Genomic DNA, 17979 nt, shown 5'->3' with positions numbered 1-17979 from the left:
TAATGACAACTACATTACTAGCAACAGCCTATCAAGCAGTAGAAGATAAAAAAGGGGAAGACATTGTCGTTTTAAACATGGAAGGGGTCTCGCTTATCGCGGACCAATTCATCATCTGTCATGCGAACTCGGAAAGACAAGTCCAAGCAATTGCAAGAGAAGCAGCTGATAAGGCATCAGAAAACGGTTATATGGTAAAAAGAATTGAAGGAATGGATTTAGCAAGATGGGTACTCGTCGATCTTGGTGACGTCGTTGTCCATGTATTCCATCGAGACGAGCGCGGTTACTACAACCTTGAAAAGCTTTGGGGAGATGCTCCATTGCTTGATATGGCTGAAGGAAAATGACTCAGTCCTATACAGAATTTGCTGCTGTCTATGACGAACTTATGACAGACATTCCCTACGATGCTTACGTCGACTTATTGGATGAGGCAGCGGGAGGGATTGCTGGCAAACGGGTTTTGGATATAGGCTGCGGAACAGGATTATTATCTGTTAAACTTGCCAAGCAGGGAGCTCAAGTTACGGGAATTGATCTCTCTGCTGACATGCTGGCAGTAGCGGAGCAGCGGGCAGGTGCATTGTCCTTGCCCGTTCAATTTTTCGAACAACCGATGCAACAGTTAAGTGGTTTCACAGGATTTGATTTAGCTGTTATTGCAATAGATTCCCTCAACTATTTGAGTTGTCAAGCAGATGTACAAGTAACGTTTCAACATATTTATGAATCCCTCACTATAGGTGGCGCATTAGTATTTGATGTTCATTCCACCTTTAAAACAGATGTGATTTTCATGGAAGGACCTTTTACATTTGATGATGGTCGAATTGCATACATATGGGAAACGGAAGAGGGAGATCAACCTCATTCCGTCGATTCCGAACTCGCTTTTTTTGTTCAAGAATCGAATGGCTTGTATAGCCGTTTTGACGAAGTACATAGCCAACGGACATTTGAGGTCCATGAGTATGTGGACATGCTCATGGAAGCTGGTTTTTCAGTCGAGCGTATTTTTGCAGATTGGGAAGAAGAGGCGCCACATGAGGAAAGTGAACGAATATTTTTTCAAGTGCGAAAATAACCCTTCGTGGAGCATTGATTTATGGCGTTCATTCCAATATACTGGAGTGGACTCCATATGGATGCTTTCGAAGAAAGGGTGAACGTACTGTTTCTTTCGTTTGTATCTAGTAAATGGCGTAAAATCATAACCCCAATCGCAGCCATCGCTGTCATTTCCGCTTTACTGTTCCTCCCCAAAGGACAGGCTGACAACAATACGTTTGTCATGAGCGAACAAAACCCATTCCCTGAATTAACAGAGCAACCTAGTGAGGAAGAAACTGAATCGACTGAGACTGTTGTTCCAGCTGTTATTATTGTTGACGTAAAAGGAGCCGTTTTGTATCCAGGTGTCTATTCAATGCAGGAAGAAGACCGTGTCATCGATGCAATCCGTGCAGCAGGTGGCTATTTACCAAATGCTGATTCTCGAATGTTGAATCATGCGATGAAAGTAGTCGATGAATTAGTCATTTATGTACCCGTCGAAGGTGAAGAACTGCTCGAGCCTGCGGTAAGTCCGATAATTGGAACAGCTACCTCGCAAGATGACGGAAAAGTCAATATAAACACAGCGAATACAGAGCAGTTGATGACGATACCAGGCATTGGTTCGTCGAAAGCGGCGGCTATTATTCAGTATCGAGAAGAGCATGGTTTGTTTAAAATGCCAGAATCGTTAATGGATGTATCAGGTATCGGCCAAAAAACTTTCGACAAGTTGGCACCTTTGGTGACAGTTAACTGAAGTAGAATTGAAGATTTATAAATTAGAAAAGTGTGGAGGCAATCATATGGAGCGAATTACATGGGATCAGTTTTTCATGGCACAATGTCATCTATTAGCGGTAAGAAGCACATGCACGAGGCTTGCAGTTGGAGCAACAATAGTCCGTGATAATCGCATTGTGGCAGGTGGCTATAATGGCTCTATTTCAGGTGGTGACCATTGTATTGATCATGGCTGCTATGTCGTCGATAATCATTGTATCCGAACGATTCACGCGGAGATGAACGCATTGCTACAATGCTCAAAATACGGGATTCCAGTTGCGGGTTCGACGTTGTATGTCACGCATTTTCCATGCTTACAGTGCTCGAAAGCGATTATCCAAGCGGGTATTCGGCAAGTGATTTACTCGACGGATTATCGTAATAATGACTATGCGATTAAATTATTTGCCCAATCAGGAGTGGCTGTTCAGCATATTCCTTTCGAGGACAAGCAGGTTGATTTTACGAGTGAAAGTAAGTTGGAGCTGTTCGACGAATTGTTGCATAAAATGCAAGCACTTGGAGTTGAGGATGACGAGCTTATCCCTTATCAGCAAAGAGTTGATGACTTATTCGGCTAATTATCTCGCGTGTACGCTTCATTTATATCGCCATTCCGGTTGCCGTATCAGCATTCGCTGCGTACGGTCCGGTTTATCTATTGTTATGTAATATACTCCTACTCCCCATCTTCTTATTTAGAAAAGAAGATTTTCTCACTCCTATCCTTGCAGTTGCGGCTGCAATTCTTTCTTATTTTTATATCACAACAACAATTCCTGTCATTGTAGAAAAAGGACAAGATACACTTACTTTAACCTGGTCAGATAATGTGAAAATCGACGGAGGCAAAATGAAAGGTTTTGCCAAGACGACTAATGGTCAAACGGTTTACGCTATTTATTCATTTGCAAGCGAACAAGAAAAAGAGCATTTTCTTAAGACGCATATTTCTTCTCTGGTGTTTACGATGACAGGTTCCTTTCAAGAAATCTCCATTCCGTCGCATGATTATTCTTTCGACATGAACAAGTATATGAAGATGTATGGAGCTTCGGGTGTCTTTGAATCGAACTTGATGCTTAGAGCCGACAGGAGAACGGGCATCACTAGTCGTCTTTCTGCACAAAGAGACCAGGTGAAAAGTCATATTGCAGCAACGTTTCCCGAGTCTCTTCAAGTGGAAGCAGAGGCGCTGCTGATAGGCGATCGGAGTGGTATGGATGACGAGCTAGCGGCGAATTATCGGACGCTTGGAATTACACATTTATTTGCCATCTCAGGACTACATGTTGGATTGCTCACTTTTTTGTTTCGTGGGCTATTACTCAGGCTATCCATTAGGAAAGAAACTGTGGATATGCTACTCATTGTCTTGTTGCCTTTTTACGCAGTGATGGCGGGTGGAGCCCCTTCTGTTTGGCGTGCCGTGTCAGTGACGCTACTCGTCCTTTTAGCAGCATCTGGGCGACTGAGGATCAGGTTGGATGATGCACTTGCGATAAGCGCTATTGTTTTTATTGTCTATCAACCTTTTGTATTGTTTCAGCCCGGCTTCCAATTATCTTATTTAGCTGCCTGCTCCCTCGTTTATTCATCTGTATTATTAGCGAAGGCAAAAACAGCGCTGGCAACATCGTTTTATGTCACATCCATTAGTCAGTTGGCGCTTTATCCTGTGTTATTATTCCATTTTCATGAGTTGAGCTTATCATCATTTGTCATGAACCTTGTGTACGTTCCTTTATATTCCATCATTATTTTGCCAGCGAATATTTTGTTGCTTGCAATGACGTCTGTGTTACCGAAACTTGCTGATATAGTATTTCTGCTATATGTCCCTATGGGAGAAAGGGTGGGGGAAGTAACGAGCTGGCTTTCTTCATTACCCTACCAAATATGGACGCCTGGCAAACCGGATGCGTTATGGGCATCCTTAGCAGTAGCGGGTGTGTTGTGCTTTTTTATTTACTGTGAACGAGGAATTCCTGTTTTTCGGGCATTGTCATTGGTCATCGTACCGGCAGTTGCCATGCAGATCATTCCATATCTGGATAGCGGATTGAGAGTGACTTACCTCGACGTCGGGCAAGGGGATAGCATTGTCATTGAGTTGCCGCATCGTCGAGCTGTTTACGTCATTGACACAGGAGGAACGGTGACGTTTGGGGAGCCAAATTGGAAAACACCGGCAAAGCCGTTTGAAGTAGGTAGGAAAATTGTTGTGTCTTATTTAAAGGGTCGAGGTATTACGACCATCGACAAACTGATATTGACGCATGCCGATACCGATCATGTTGAAGGGGCGGATGAAGTGCTTGCCGATATCCGAGTACGCGAAATTCATATTGCGCCAGGGAGTGAAAAGGAGCTAACGATGGAGGAAGTAATACGGCTTGGTGTAGAGCAGCAGATTCCGATTTTTCAGATGAAGGAAGGTATTTCATGGGGGGAGGGTCAGGCTAATTTTCATTATGTGGGGCCAACAGATGGGGTATATAAAGGCAATGATAGTTCACTTGTTTTGTATATGACGACGACGGGTCCATCATTTTTATTTACAGGTGATATGGAGAAAGAAGGAGAACAACAATTTTTGCTCCAGTTTGGACAAGCTGATTTTTCGAATTTCATCCTCAAGGCGGGACATCATGGCAGTCGGACGTCTAGTACAGAAGCGTTCATTGACGTAGTAAAGCCAGAACTGACTATCTTTTCAGCGGGTAAAAATAATCGCTATGGGCATCCTCACCCCGAAGTTGTGGAGACTTTTCATAAATTTGGTCTATCGACATTATCGACGGCTGAATCAGGTTCGATAACGGTGACTGTGAAAAAAGATTCTTACGGAGTTTCTGTGATGGCACCATGAAAAATGGCCTTGCTGTTCCGTGAGGGAACTGCAAGACCGTTCTCTAGACAATATTAACGTGCGACGAGATCAATAATTGTAGCAACCGCAAAAATTACTGAGAAAGCTACAAAAGCTACTATGAAGCCCATACCTGAATCGATAGCATCATTACGTTTGGACTGTACGTCGTGTTCAAATTCGTTCATTGCTACACCTCCTAATTCCATTATAGTATAGATGATAGCGGACAAAAAATCCAGAGCAATCAAACTTTTGTCCATGCTCGTCAGTAAATGACACAATTTGTTCAATTTAATCAACAGGGAATTCAAGCCCCCTGTTGATTTCCGATGTAGTATAATCAAAAGAGATGAATGTAGAAGAGGTGAGGAATGTGGCGACAGCTATATGGAAAAAAATAGCCGCAGGGCAAATCGATTCGGTCTATTTACTAACAGGACTCGAACAACATATATTTGATTCGACGATTACACGTCTGAAAAAGGCGTTGCCTGACCTTGACGAGGCGTCTGTCATACGTTTTGATTTAGAGGAGACGCCTATTGATGTGGTCCTCGAAGAAGCGGATACGTTACCGTTTCTCGAAGAAAAAAAGCTGATCATTGCGAGCAATGCTTCTTTTCTAACCGGGAAAGATAAAAGTAAGGAAAAAGTGATACATAATTTGGAGTTGCTTGAAGCGTGGTTGGCCAATCCATCTCCAACTGCGGTCGTTGTCTTTATTGCTCCTTACGAAAAACTGGATGCAAGGAAACGAATTTTGAAAAAAATGAAGGAACATGCGACAGTCATTGAAGCAGCGCGTTTGCAAGGCAAGGACCTGTTAACGTGGGTTCAACAGGAGGCAGGGGCACATGGTGCGCGTATTGCACCTCAGAACGCGGAGCTGCTTGTGCAAATGGCGGGAGATAGCTTGCTTGGACTTTCCGCGGAGCTTGCTAAAATGGCCACTTATTTAAGTGGAGAGGGTGATATTACGGCGGAGGTCATTGAATCACTTGTGCCGAGAACACCTGAAATGGATGTTTTTCGATTGACTGATGCTTATGTCACCGGACGAGTTGGCGACACGGTTTCTATTTACCATGATCTATTGCGTAATGGTGAAGAGCCCATCATGTTAACTTCGCTAGTAGCAAGTCATATTCGCTTAATGATTCATGTGGGAGCATTGCGGAAAAAAGGCTATCAACAAAGCCAAATTGCTCAAACACTAAGCGTCCACCCTTATCGGGTAAAATTAATGATGGAAAATCGAACCCTGCCAAGTGAAGGGCGTCTGTTGTTGATTTTGGACAAGCTGGCAGTGATCGATTATAAATTGAAATCAACGAGTGGTAAGAGAGAGCGGATATTGGAATTATTTTTTATGGAGCCGCTTCGGAAATAATGAAAAAAAAGACCTTCCTGAATTCAGGAAGGTCTTATCTTTATTAAAGCACTTTTTTTGTAAGACGTGCTTTTTGACGTGATGCAGTATTTTTATGGATAAGGCCTTTACGTGCAGCAGTGTCCATTTTTTTGATAGCATCTTTTAGAAGACCAGTAGCATCTTCAGTTTTAGCGTCAAGAGCAGCTTCAGCTTTGCGGACAGCAGTACGCATAGCGTGCTTTGTGTTTGAGTTCTGTTCGTTTGCAGCAGCGCTTTGTTTCACGCGTTTGATAGCAGATTTAATGTTTGGCAATTCATTCACCTCCAATTTCAGGTAAGGCAAGAGTGTTTCCACGAAGTTTCGGATATCTCTTTCGCAACAAGCATTATTTTAACAAACCGCGAACTAGATTGCAACTAGAAAAACTGAAAGGACCGCGACCAAAGTTCCCCGCGTCCGAAGGTAGGGAGTTTAAAATCGCCACGTTCTGTGGCGACAACTGCATGGCTCACATCCTGTAAGCCTCAATAGTTGCATGACTAACTTCTTGTTGGTCAAAGAATATTTCCTTGACACATCGCACAAACTGGGACGTGAGGTGATTGGATGGCTAAGTATGATTTTTTTCGGACAGATCTTCTAGATGAAAGTGAAGAAATGGTCCGACACAGGACAGCGGCAGAAAAAGATAGGCTAGAAGAAGCGAGCGGTGTGACATTTGGTGAATCGAGATTGGGACGAGTTATCGTTACGTCTGTAACAGTCGATGCAGAGGGAGAAAAAAGGATTGGTAAGAAAAAAGGGACATACATCACGTTAACAGTTCCTGCATTAACGCCAGATGATGACGATGGCATGAAGGACTTATCTCGCGTGTTAATTGATAAGTTGGAAGAAATGCTTGCGGACTTGCCGACCATTAAAAAAGGTAAAGTTCTTTTCATCGGTCTTGGCAATCGGGATATTACACCCGATGCGGTGGGTCCGATGACGATGGACCGTCTTCGTAATATCGTTCCTGATTATTATTCGGAGGATGGTAGTGAAGTATATGTCTATGCCCCTGGAGTGACCATCCAGACAGGACTTGAAACGGCTGATTTTGTCAAAGCCGTTGCCACGGAAATAAAACCAGACGTGCTCATTGTTATTGATGCGTTAGCTGCTCGTAATAGCTCAAGGCTATGTCGCACTATCCAGTTGACGAACACGGGCATTCACCCAGGCTCTGGAGTGGGAAATAGCCGAAAAGAAATATCGGAGGACACGCTCGGCTTGCCGGTCATTGCAATTGGTATCCCGACTGTTGTCGATGGCCCTGTTTTGATTGCAGATGCAATTGATACGATGTTTGGCTATATCGCTTCTAAGATTAATGAAAAGGATAGTCCTTCATCACGCCTTTCTGTTACGCCGTGGTTGCATACTGAAAACAAGGACGCTGACCGTTCCAATTTGCTGCCGATTTTTGGGGATTGGGCCTCGTGGCCACATGAAGATCGCGTTCAATTATTTGAAGAAGTGTTGACGAACCACGAGTTGCGGACGTTCATTTCCCCTAAAGAGATCGACGCATGGGTTTCTATTTATGCAGACACACTTTCTGATTCGTTAGCGTCCTGGTTGTCTGATCTGAAAAAATAGGTATGAGGTCGTTTTCCAGCGCATATAGTTGGAAACGGAGGGATGCCAATTGAAAAAGATATCGCTAATTTGGGGCACACTAATACTCGTTCTCTTCCTGTTTCCTGTAGCTATCAATATGGTCCCGAGTGGACAAACGGCGAAAGCTCCCAAGCTTATGAAAGAGACAACGTATATGGTGTATGCTGCAAATATTCTTGAAGAGGATATAGTCGTTGAAAACTCGGGAACAGCACTTCTTTATTTCACACATTCAAACGAAGCCTATAAACCGGTGACACAAGCAAAAAATGGTGTTATTGCTGTTTCCCATCAGTCTGAAAATATTACGAAGTTTGGTGAGAAATTAAAAACGCAACTTACATTTAACGGCATTGAAACAGATGCGCTATTTATTGATGTGCCTCATACCGGAGCCTATAGATCCATTCGTCCGTATGTGAAAGAACAATTGAATAAAAAAAAATATGATCTCATTATTGATCTTCACAGAGATGATCCTAAGAAAGACCGAACCACTATCGTCTATAATGAAGAAAATTACGCAAAAATTGGTTTTGTCATCGGAATGGAGCATTCGAATTTTGAGCGTAATCGTACCAAGGCGCTGTCGTTGAAAAAAGAGTTGGAGCTACTAGTACCGGGGATTACACGTGATCTCATCATGAAGCATGGACCTGGGGTTGATGGCAAGTATAATCAGGACCTAGACCCCTCACTTCTTGTGATTGAACTTGGCGGCATTGAAAACACAGAAGACGAATTGAATCGGACTGTTGCCGTCATTGCCAAGGCGGCGGCAACGGTTATAGAAAATTCTACACGTGAAGAATAGGTTGTTTGATGTTAATCACTTATACTAAGAAGCGCTTCGAAATCCTGAAGTGCTTCTTTTCGCGTATTTTATTAGCGTATTAGAATGAAATATATAACATCCAAGTAGGATATCTGCTATAATTCATATAGCTAAAATAGGAGTGAACAATACGATGAATTATGAACAGAAACTGGCACGTCAGAAAAATATACGAAACTTCTCCATTATTGCCCATATTGACCATGGAAAATCAACATTGGCCGATCGCATTTTGGAAAAAACGCAAACATTAACAGCACGGGAAATGAAAACCCAAACATTGGACTCAATGGATTTAGAGCGTGAACGCGGAATTACCATTAAATTGAATGCTGTGCAGTTGACGTATACGGCAAAAGATGGGGAGGATTACACATTCCACCTCATCGATACGCCGGGACACGTCGACTTTACATATGAGGTGTCGCGTAGTCTAGCAGCTTGTGAAGGTGCAATCCTTGTCGTCGACTCAGCACAAGGGATTGAAGCGCAAACACTGGCAAACGTTTACCTGGCGCTTGATAACGATCTTGAAATTTTACCCGTTATCAATAAAATCGATTTACCGGCAGCTGATCCCGAACGTGTCAAGCAGGAAATTGAAGACGTGATTGGATTGGATGCTTCAGAGGCAGTTCTAGCTTCTGCCAAAGCTGGTATCGGTATTGAAGATATTTTAGAGCAAATTGTTGAAAAGGTGCCTGCACCTCAAGGAGATCCAGATGCTCCACTGCAAGCGTTAATTTTCGACTCGCATTATGATCCATATAAAGGAGTTATCGTTAATATCCGTATCATGCAAGGTTCGGTTAAGCCGGGCGATATGATCCATATGATGGCGACGGGTAAAAACTTTGAAGTACTTGAAACAGGCGTTTTCACACCGAAAATATCACCTCGCGAAGAACTGACTGTCGGAGATGTAGGCTATCTTTCTGCTTCCATTAAGAATGTTGGCGATACACGCGTAGGGGACACGATTACTAGTGTGAAAAATCCAGCGAGTGAGCCATTAGCGGGTTACCGTCGCATGAATCCAATGGTATTCTGCGGATTGTATCCAATCGATACGTCGAAATACAATGACCTGCGCGATGCGCTTGAAAAATTGGAGTTGAATGACTCTGCTCTTGAATATGAAGCAGAGACTTCACAAGCACTCGGTTTTGGTTATCGTTGTGGTTTCTTGGGGTTATTGCATATGGAAATTATCCAGGAACGGATTGAACGTGAATTCAATATCGACCTGATTACAACTGCACCAAGTGTTATTTACAACGTTGTGCTAACTGACGGCTCTGAGCTGAAGGTGGACAACCCAGCCATGATGCCAGACGCACAAAAAATCGATTATGTAGAAGAACCGTATGTCAAAGCATCGATTATGGTGCCGAATGATTACGTAGGTTCCGTAATGGAGTTGTGTCAGCAAAAACGTGGTAACTTCCTGACAATGGATTATCTCGATTCAACACGTGTCAATATCATTTACGAATTGCCACTTGCGGAAATCGTCTACGACTTCTTTGACCAGTTGAAGTCAGGAACAAAAGGCTACGCATCATTGGATTATGAACTGATTGGCTACAAACAATCGAAACTCGTCAAAATGGACATCCTATTAAATGGCGAACACGTCGATGCATTCAGCTTCATCGTCCATAAAGACTTCTCCTACGAGCGCGGAAAAGTAATCGTTGAAAAACTAAGAAAACTAATCCCAAGACAACAATTCGAAGTGCCTGTTCAAGCGGCCATCGGACAAAAAATTGTCGCTCGTTCAACAATCAAGTCAATGGGTAAAAACGTTCTAGCCAAATGTTACGGTGGAGATATCTCACGTAAACGTAAACTTCTTGATAAGCAAAAAGAAGGTAAAAAACGTATGAAACAAGTTGGATCCGTTGAAGTGCCTCAAGAGGCGTTTATGGCAGTATTGCGGATGGATGAGGATTAAACGCTGTAGGTACGGGGTTTGTGTTTCTGTATCAGGTAAATGTAATTTAATTCTGTATAATATTATGCACCGCATTTAGCCTATTTTTAATAAGCTAAATGCGGTGTTTTTTATTTGAAGAATTATAAAGGTATTTGTATTGATAGGGTCGAACAGTAGATAATGAGCAGGATTTTGTTCTTAATGATAAATCATTTTATAGCAGGAGGATGGAAATATGTTGCATGCCAAAGATGTTTTGTCTGACCAATTGTTAGCAAATGCTAATGACCCTAGCTGGTATGTTCCTTTTTTTGATTCGGTGGAAAATTTGTCTGAGGATCAAGCATTTTGGAAGCCGAATGAAGATAGTAATAGCATCGCTGAAATTGTTTGGCATCTTTTATATTGGAATCAAACATGGCAAACGAGGTACGGAAAGTCTCATGTCAATGCTGTTCCGGCCTTAGAAAATAATAATGAAAGCTTTGTGATCCCTAAAGGCTATACGTTTATCGAACTGAAAAAACAACTTTTAGAGGTACTGTTACATTGGCAAGAATTATTAACTGAAAATAAAGTTGAAAGTAAAGTTAATGGTTTTTCTGAACCTGTGAAGTGGTGGGAGATACTCGCAAATATTACAACCCATAACGCATATCACATTGGTCAAATTATTTATATTCGTAAGTTGCAAAATAGCTGGGGAATAGATGAAGAAGTAAGCAAAAGGTGACTACTCATTTATATGAAGGTCACCTTTTTCGCGTTTACTACTATATGATTGCAGGACCGCTTGTTGGTATGCTGCTGCCAAAATTCCGAGACAAACAGATGGGTTTAATCCCAGAATCCAGAATACTATTGAATGATAAGGTGTTATCCATTTTGCTTTCAATTATAGGAACTTGGTTGGTGTGAAGTAAATAAGCTTAGAACCATTTAAAAACTTCCTTCACATCTGGTCTATTATACGTCGAAAGCGAAAATAAAGAATTCCTACTTCATTTGTTGTATATTAATTACTGAGGAGGGATTATACATGACTAACGAAGAAATTAATCAACTATCTGATAGGCTGTTACAAAGCCTGTACGAGTACCATTTTGCTAATAATGGCGGAAGTTATACATTACCTAAGGCGATGGTTAATGCTGATGTTAAAAGTAAACAAGCTATTGAATATCTAATTGAAAAGGAATATGCCACGGATAGTGGACAAGGGACAGATAACTTGGTGTTAGCAATTACAACGCAAGGTATGGACTATATTAAAAACAAATAAACGTCCATTACGGACGTTTTTTTGTTTATCTCAAAATTAAAAGTAAAGAATAGTTTAATGGAACGTATAAAGTGCAGCTCAACGTTTGTACGACACACCATAATACTGTATGATAATCTATATAGTTTTGAACATAGACAACAGTAAACGATTAAATTAAAAGAGGGCATCCAAGCCCTCTTTTTTCCGTTAAGAGAAGGAGACAACAATCATGAGAGGTATGTATATTCACATCCCATTTTGTCATCAGATTTGTCACTATTGTGATTTCAATAAAGTGTTTTTCAAAAATCAGCCCGTGGATGCGTACATCGAATCGATTGGGCAAGAGCTGGCGATTATGCGGGAACAGGGTATTTCATTTAAAGAGCTGGAAACAGTCTTTTTAGGTGGAGGGACCCCAACATCGCTTTCTGAACAGCAACTGGATCGACTACTGGCGATTATTCACGAATATGTCGATGTACGTGCATTAAAGGAGTTTTCAACGGAAGCAAATCCGGATGAGCTGACATATGGCAAGTTGACCGTGCTGAAAAATGGCGGTGTTGACAGGTTGAGTATTGGTGTCCAATCCTTTGATGCAGACTTGTTGACACGAATTGGTAGAACGCATGGCCCGGACGATGCGGCACGTGTTGTAGGAGAGGCTCGCAAGGCGGGCTTCGATAATATTAGCATCGACTTGATTTATGGTTTGCCAGATCAGACGATCAAGCAATGGCGGGATACACTCAATCAAGCGGCTGCTCTCGAGTTGCCTCATTACTCAGGATACTCACTTATTGTAGAGCCGAAAACGGTCTTTTATAATTTAATGAATAAAGGCAAATTGCCCCTACCTGGCGAGGATATTGAAACGGAAATGTTCACGATGCTTATTGAGGAGATGGAGAAGCAGGGGCGAATGCGCTATGAAATTAGTAATTTCGCAGTTCCAGGTCGTGAATCCATCCATAATCTAATCTATTGGGAAAATGACGGGTATGCTGGTGTTGGTGCGGGTGCGCATGGTTATATAGAGGGCATTCGTTATTCGAATATCGGACCACTTACAAAATATATGGATAAAATAGCATTAGGGGAAAGACCTGTCCAACAAACGCATGTCGTCACAGCAGTAGAAGCGATGGAAGAAGAAATGTTCCTTGGACTTCGTAAATCCAATGGCGTGTCTATTTCTTTATTCCACGAAAAGTTTGGCAAGTCGCTTGAAGAAGTTTATGGAGAAGCTTTACAATTGCTAATGGCAGATGGACTTGTTGAGCGTTTGGATGACGTGGTTAAGCTGACACAACGCGGGGTTTATAGAGGAAACGACGTGTTCCAACAATTTCTTAAATAATACAGAGTCAATTCGTTGACACTTGGGTTTAGATTTGATAAATTATCAGTAGTATTAGCACTCAGAGTTATAGAGTGCTAACAGGAGTGATGATGATGTTAACGAACAGACAATTGCTTATATTGCAACTGACGGTTGACGATTTCATCGAGTCCGCACAACCTGTCGGATCGAGGCAGCTATCCAAAAAGCCAGAAGCTCCGTTTAGTCCGGCGACTATACGTAACGAAATGGCTGATTTGGAGGAGATGGGCTATCTTGAAAAGACCCATACTTCGTCCGGTAGAGTACCTTCCGAAAAAGGATACCGATTTTATGTCGATCATTTATTGACAAGAGAAAAACTAAAAACCGAAGACAGTATTCAATTGCGTTCCATTTTTCGAGAGAAGGTTGTGGAAACAGAGGAGTTAATCAGAAAATCGGCAACGATTCTTTCTGATTTGACGAATTATACATCGATTCTTCTTGGACCAGATACGTCGTTGCATACCGTGAAACGTTTTTCCATCGTTCCTCTAGATGATAAGACGGCCGTTGCCATTATTGTCATGGATAATGGGCGAGTGGAGAACAGATTATTCAATGTGCCGGAAGGATTTACAGCATCTGATATCGAAAAAATGGTCAATATCTTAAATGAGCGCCTTGTCGGTACGCCGCTTGCGCATCTCCAAAGGATGTTAGTCCAGGAAACGAAAACAGTGTTGGAACGTCATATTCATCATACTGGGGAATTATATTCCTCGTTTCAACGGGCAATTGCAATTGAGCCGGAAGAGCGCCTCTATTTTGGTGGTAAAATGAATATGATGAAGCAGCCCGAATTTAATGACATTGGGAAAATGAAGACATTTTTCGAAATGATAGACAAAGGTATGCCGGCTATGCGGTTTTTCCAAGAAGGGCTTGCCGGGATTCATGTACGTATTGGTTCGGAAAATAATCATAATGCGATGGAAGATTACAGTGTTATTACGGCAACCTATTCGGCGGGAGACAATATGGCGGGATCGATTGCCATCATTGGACCTAAACGAATGGATTATGCACGGGTCATCACATTACTCGATCTGATGAGCAATGATTTGTCTAAGGAACTAGCGAGGCTGACAATCGGTGGCGGAACAGCAGGAGGGAAAGAACATTGACTGAAGTTAAAGATGAGTTTGTAGAAGAAAATGCGGTAATAGAAGAAGCAGAAGGTACAAGTGAAGACAATGTAATTGAAGAAATGAGCGAAGTTGACAACAGTGAGCAAAGTGTCATTGAAGGATTGCAGGCACAGCTACAGGAAGAAGAGAATAAGCGGCTTAGATTGCTTGCCGATTATGATAATTTTAAAAGAAGAGTGTCACTTGACCAGGAATCGATGCAGAAATATCGTGCGCAGAACGTTGTGACGAACCTTCTTCCTGTGCTCGATAACTTTGCACGTGCACTTTCTGTTGAAGCAAAAACTGAGGAAGTGCAGTCGATTATGACAGGCATGGAAATGATTTATCGTACATTAATCACTGCACTTGAAACAGAAGGACTTGTTGAGATTGACACAGTGGACCAGGAGTTCGATCCTAATTTCCACCAAGCGATTATGACAGGCGCAGATGACACAAAGCCTTCAGGAGTTATTCTTGAAGAAATGCAAAAAGGGTATTTATTGAAAGATCGTGTCCTTCGACCTTCAATGGTTAAAGTGAACGAATAAAAAAGGTAGTATTATTTCTAGGAGGAATTTGATTATGAGCAAAATTATTGGTATTGACTTAGGAACAACAAACTCAGTAGTGTCAGTATATGAAGGTGGAGAGCCGAAAGTAATTCCAAATCCAGAAGGTAACCGCACAACACCATCTGTTGTCGCGTTCAAAAACGGCGAAAGACAAGTTGGGGAAGTAGCGAAGCGTCAATCGATTACAAACCCGAACACAATTATGTCTGTTAAACGTCATATGGGTTCAGATTATAAAGTGAAAGTGGACGACAAAGAATATACACCACAAGAAGTTTCAGCAATGATTCTTCAATATATGAAAGGATATGCGGAAGAGTATCTTGGCGAGCCCGTTACAAAAGCAGTTATCACAGTCCCTGCTTACTTCAGTGATGCACAGCGTCAAGCCACACAAGATGCAGGTAAAATTGCTGGTCTTGAAGTAGAACGTATCATTAACGAGCCAACTGCGGCAGCACTTGCTTACGGTCTTGATAAAACAGATGAAGACCAAACGATCCTTGTCTATGACCTTGGTGGTGGTACATTTGACGTGTCTATCCTTGAACTAGGCGACGGTGTATTCCAAGTTCTTTCAACTGCTGGAGATAACAAACTTGGTGGAGATGACTTCGATGACGTCATCATTGACTTCCTTGTACAGGAATTCCGCAAAGAAAATGGCGTTGATTTATCAAAAGATAAAATGGCGATGCAACGTTTGAAAGATGGCGCTGAAAAAGCGAAAAAAGACTTGTCAGGTGTAACTTCTGCACAAATCTCACTACCATTCATCACTGCCGGAGAAGCAGGTCCACTTCACCTTGAAGTGACATTATCTCGTGCGAAATTTGACGAATTGACAGCTCATCTTGTCGAGCGTTCAATGGTACCAACTCGTCAAGCGATGAAGGATGCTGAGCTATCTGCATCGCAAATTGATCGTGTTATTCTTGTCGGTGGATCAACACGTATCCCAGCTGTGCAAGAAGCAATTCAAAAAGAAACTGGTAAAGAGCCGTATAAAGGCGTAAACCCAGACGAAGTTGTTGCAATGGGTGCAGCTGTTCAAGGTTCAATCCTAAGCGGAGACGTAACGGATGTAGTACTTCTTGACGTAACACCATTGTCGCTAGGTATTGAAACAATGGGTAACGTATTTACGAAATTAATCGAACGTAATACAACGATTCCAACAAGTAAATCACAAGTATTCTCGACGGCTGCAGACAACCAGCCAGCAGTAGATATTCACGTACTGCAAGGGGAACGTCCGATGTCAGCCGACAATAAAACTCTTGGCCGCTTCCAATTGACGGATATTCCACCAGCACCACGTGGTGTTCCACAAATTGAAGTAACGTTTGATATCGATAAAAATGGTATCGTTACGGTTAAAGCGAAAGACCTTGGTACACAAAAAGAGCAAGATATTACAATCCAAGCGAGCTCAGGTCTATCTGACGACGAAATCGAGCGCATGGTGAAAGATGCAGAAGCAAATGCTGAAGCAGACCAAAAGCGTAAAGAAGAAGCTGACTTGAAAAACGAAGCGGACCAACTTGTCTTCATGGCTGAAAAGACATTGAAAGACCTAGAAGGTAAAGTGTCTGAAGAAGAAGTAACAAGCGTTGAAGAAGCGAAGGAAGAATTGAAAGTTGCACTTGAAGCTGGAGATTTTGATGATATCCGCGCGAAGAAAGACAAATTAGAAGAAATCGTTCAACAAATGACGATGAAACTCTATGAGCAAGCAGCGGCAGAAAATGCTGATGGTGCTGATCAAGCAGGCGAGCCACAGGATGATGGCGTAGTCGATGCTGATTTTGAAGAAATTATCGACGAAGATAAAAACAAATAAGAAGTGTTGACGGAAAAGTCAAAGTCCGATATTCCGGCTTTGGCTTTTTCGTTTTTAATGCGAGTAAGAAGTGCTACAATAGAGATAGGCAAATGTATTTCGGGAGTGTGGAAAATGAGTAAACGAGATTATTATGACGTGCTAGGTTTATCAAAATCGGCGTCCAAAGACGAAATTAGAAAAGCATACAGAGGTCTTTCGAAAAAGTATCACCCTGACTTAAACAAAGCAGCTGACGCTGAAGAGAAATTTAAAGAAGCAACAGAAGCTTATGAAGTGCTAAGTGATGACGCGAAGAAAACGAATTATGACCAATTCGGCCATACTGATCCAAACCAGGGATTCGGTGGTTTCGGCGGCGGCGGTGGTGGAGATGGCTTCGGTTTCGAAGATATATTCAGTACATTTTTCGGTGGCGGTAATTCACGACGACGCGACCCGAATGCACCAAGAAAAGGTGATGATTTACAGTATTCTATGACGATTGATTTTATGGAAGCTGTATTTGGAAAAGAAACGGAAATTGAAATACCGAAAGAAGAAAACTGTGATACTTGTGAAGGTTCGGGTGCTAAAAAAGGGACGTCGCCTAAAACATGTAACCATTGTGGCGGTTCTGGCCAAATTAGCGTCACACAAAACACACCACTTGGTCAGATGGTCAATCGCCGTGCATGTCCACATTGTCAAGGTACAGGGAAAATTATTCCTGAGAAATGTACAACATGTCACGGTGCAGGAAAAGTAACGAAAAGGAAGAAAATCAAAGTCACGATTCCTGAAGGCGTTGATGATGGTCAACAACTTCGCGTAACGGGGCAGGGGGAACCAGGTTATAAAGGTGGACCTGCAGGCGATTTATATATCGTATTCCGTGTGAAGTCACATGAGAAATTCATCCGTGAAGATGATGATATTTACTTAGAGCTAAATCTATCTTACCCACAAGCTGCACTTGGTGATGAAATTGAAGTGCCAACTGTACAAGGCAGTGTTAACTTGAAAATTCCGGCAGGCACACAAACAGGCACACGTTTCCGCTTAAAAGGCAAAGGTGTTAAAAACGTTCATGGACGTGGCATTGGTGATCAGCATGTCGTCGTAAAAATTGTAACACCTAAAAAAATGACAGAAAAACAAAAAGAACTAATGCGTGAATTTGCAGCGATTAGCGGCAATACACCTGAAGAATATTCAAGCTCTTTATTTGATAAAATCAAGCGTACAATCAAAGGCGACTGAAAGGAT

Annotated in this window: 18 protein-coding genes; 16 read left to right on the top strand and 2 right to left on the bottom strand. The window is 42.1% G+C overall.

What is annotated here, in order from left to right; all coding sequences use genetic code 11:
• Nucleotides 1–2: 2 nt before the first annotated feature.
• The 5 genes from rsfS to MKZ10_RS12345 all read left to right on the top strand — a co-directional run bounded on the left by rsfS (nt 3) and on the right by MKZ10_RS12345 (nt 4714).
• Nucleotides 3–350, top strand: a complete 348-nt coding sequence (gene rsfS, locus MKZ10_RS12365; RefSeq protein WP_342505251.1) for a ribosome silencing factor — start codon at nt 3–5, stop codon at nt 348–350.
• On the top strand, nt 347–1087 hold the full coding sequence (locus MKZ10_RS12360; RefSeq protein ID WP_342505250.1) for a class I SAM-dependent methyltransferase: 741 nt from the start codon (nt 347–349) through the stop codon (nt 1085–1087). Before rsfS ends, MKZ10_RS12360 begins: the two co-directional genes overlap by 4 nt.
• A gap of 57 nt (nt 1088–1144) precedes the next feature.
• A complete protein-coding gene (locus MKZ10_RS12355; RefSeq protein ID WP_342505249.1) occupies nt 1145–1816 on the top strand; it encodes a helix-hairpin-helix domain-containing protein in 672 nt (223 codons plus the stop codon).
• 46 nt (nt 1817–1862) lie between these two features.
• Complete coding sequence (locus MKZ10_RS12350; protein WP_342505248.1) at nt 1863–2423, top strand: ComE operon protein 2; 561 nt, start codon at nt 1863–1865, stop codon at nt 2421–2423.
• Between the two features lie 80 nt (nt 2424–2503).
• A complete protein-coding gene (locus MKZ10_RS12345) occupies nt 2504–4714 on the top strand; it encodes a DNA internalization-related competence protein ComEC/Rec2 (protein WP_342505247.1) in 2211 nt (736 codons plus the stop codon).
• Nucleotides 4715–4767: 53 nt separating this feature from the next.
• On the opposite strand, the gene MKZ10_RS12340 is transcribed toward MKZ10_RS12345, so the two are convergent.
• Entirely contained in the window at nt 4768–4902 is a 135-nt protein-coding gene (locus MKZ10_RS12340) for a YqzM family protein (protein WP_203246855.1), read from the bottom strand.
• A 188-nt stretch (nt 4903–5090) separates the two neighbouring features.
• Between MKZ10_RS12340 and holA the strand changes: the two genes are divergently transcribed.
• A complete protein-coding gene (gene holA / locus MKZ10_RS12335) occupies nt 5091–6107 on the top strand; it encodes a DNA polymerase III subunit delta (RefSeq protein WP_342505245.1) in 1017 nt (338 codons plus the stop codon).
• Nucleotides 6108–6150: 43 nt separating this feature from the next.
• Here holA and rpsT read toward each other — a convergent pair whose 3' ends face one another.
• Nucleotides 6151–6402 (bottom strand): 30S ribosomal protein S20, encoded by a 252-nt coding sequence (gene rpsT / locus MKZ10_RS12330; RefSeq protein WP_342505244.1) that lies wholly within the window; start codon nt 6400–6402, stop codon nt 6151–6153.
• A gap of 294 nt (nt 6403–6696) precedes the next feature.
• Here rpsT and gpr point away from each other — a divergent pair, with 294 nt between their 5' ends.
• From gpr to dnaJ, 10 genes are all read left to right on the top strand, one after another.
• Entirely contained in the window at nt 6697–7734 is a 1038-nt protein-coding gene (gene gpr / locus MKZ10_RS12325; RefSeq protein WP_342505243.1) for a GPR endopeptidase, read from the top strand.
• A gap of 49 nt (nt 7735–7783) precedes the next feature.
• Complete coding sequence (gene spoIIP, locus MKZ10_RS12320; RefSeq protein WP_342505242.1) at nt 7784–8569, top strand: stage II sporulation protein P; 786 nt, start codon at nt 7784–7786, stop codon at nt 8567–8569.
• Nucleotides 8570–8723: 154 nt separating this feature from the next.
• Complete coding sequence (lepA, locus tag MKZ10_RS12315; protein ID WP_342505241.1) at nt 8724–10547, top strand: translation elongation factor 4; 1824 nt, start codon at nt 8724–8726, stop codon at nt 10545–10547.
• Between the two features lie 217 nt (nt 10548–10764).
• Complete coding sequence (locus MKZ10_RS12310; protein ID WP_342505240.1) at nt 10765–11262, top strand: DinB family protein; 498 nt, start codon at nt 10765–10767, stop codon at nt 11260–11262.
• A gap of 306 nt (nt 11263–11568) precedes the next feature.
• On the top strand, nt 11569–11811 hold the full coding sequence (locus MKZ10_RS12305; protein WP_342505239.1) for a hypothetical protein: 243 nt from the start codon (nt 11569–11571) through the stop codon (nt 11809–11811).
• A 208-nt stretch (nt 11812–12019) separates the two neighbouring features.
• A complete protein-coding gene (gene hemW / locus MKZ10_RS12300) occupies nt 12020–13156 on the top strand; it encodes a radical SAM family heme chaperone HemW (protein ID WP_342510187.1) in 1137 nt (378 codons plus the stop codon).
• Nucleotides 13157–13251: 95 nt separating this feature from the next.
• Nucleotides 13252–14307 carry a heat-inducible transcriptional repressor HrcA gene (gene hrcA / locus MKZ10_RS12295; RefSeq protein ID WP_342510186.1) on the top strand — a complete coding sequence of 352 codons (1056 nt, stop codon included), beginning with the start codon at nt 13252–13254 and terminating at the stop codon, nt 14305–14307.
• On the top strand, nt 14304–14864 hold the full coding sequence (gene grpE / locus MKZ10_RS12290) for a nucleotide exchange factor GrpE (RefSeq protein ID WP_342505238.1): 561 nt from the start codon (nt 14304–14306) through the stop codon (nt 14862–14864). Before hrcA ends, grpE begins: the two co-directional genes overlap by 4 nt.
• A gap of 34 nt (nt 14865–14898) precedes the next feature.
• A complete protein-coding gene (gene dnaK / locus MKZ10_RS12285; protein WP_342505237.1) occupies nt 14899–16731 on the top strand; it encodes a molecular chaperone DnaK in 1833 nt (610 codons plus the stop codon).
• Nucleotides 16732–16845: 114 nt separating this feature from the next.
• Nucleotides 16846–17973, top strand: coding sequence for a molecular chaperone DnaJ (dnaJ, locus tag MKZ10_RS12280; RefSeq protein WP_342505236.1), 1128 nt, complete (start codon nt 16846–16848; stop codon nt 17971–17973).
• Nucleotides 17974–17979: the final 6 nt, after the last annotated feature.

The organism is Sporosarcina sp. FSL K6-2383 (genome assembly GCF_038618305.1).
Lineage (GTDB): Bacteria > Bacillota > Bacilli > Bacillales_A > Planococcaceae > Sporosarcina.
This window is presented reverse-complemented; position numbering and strand designations above follow the sequence as displayed.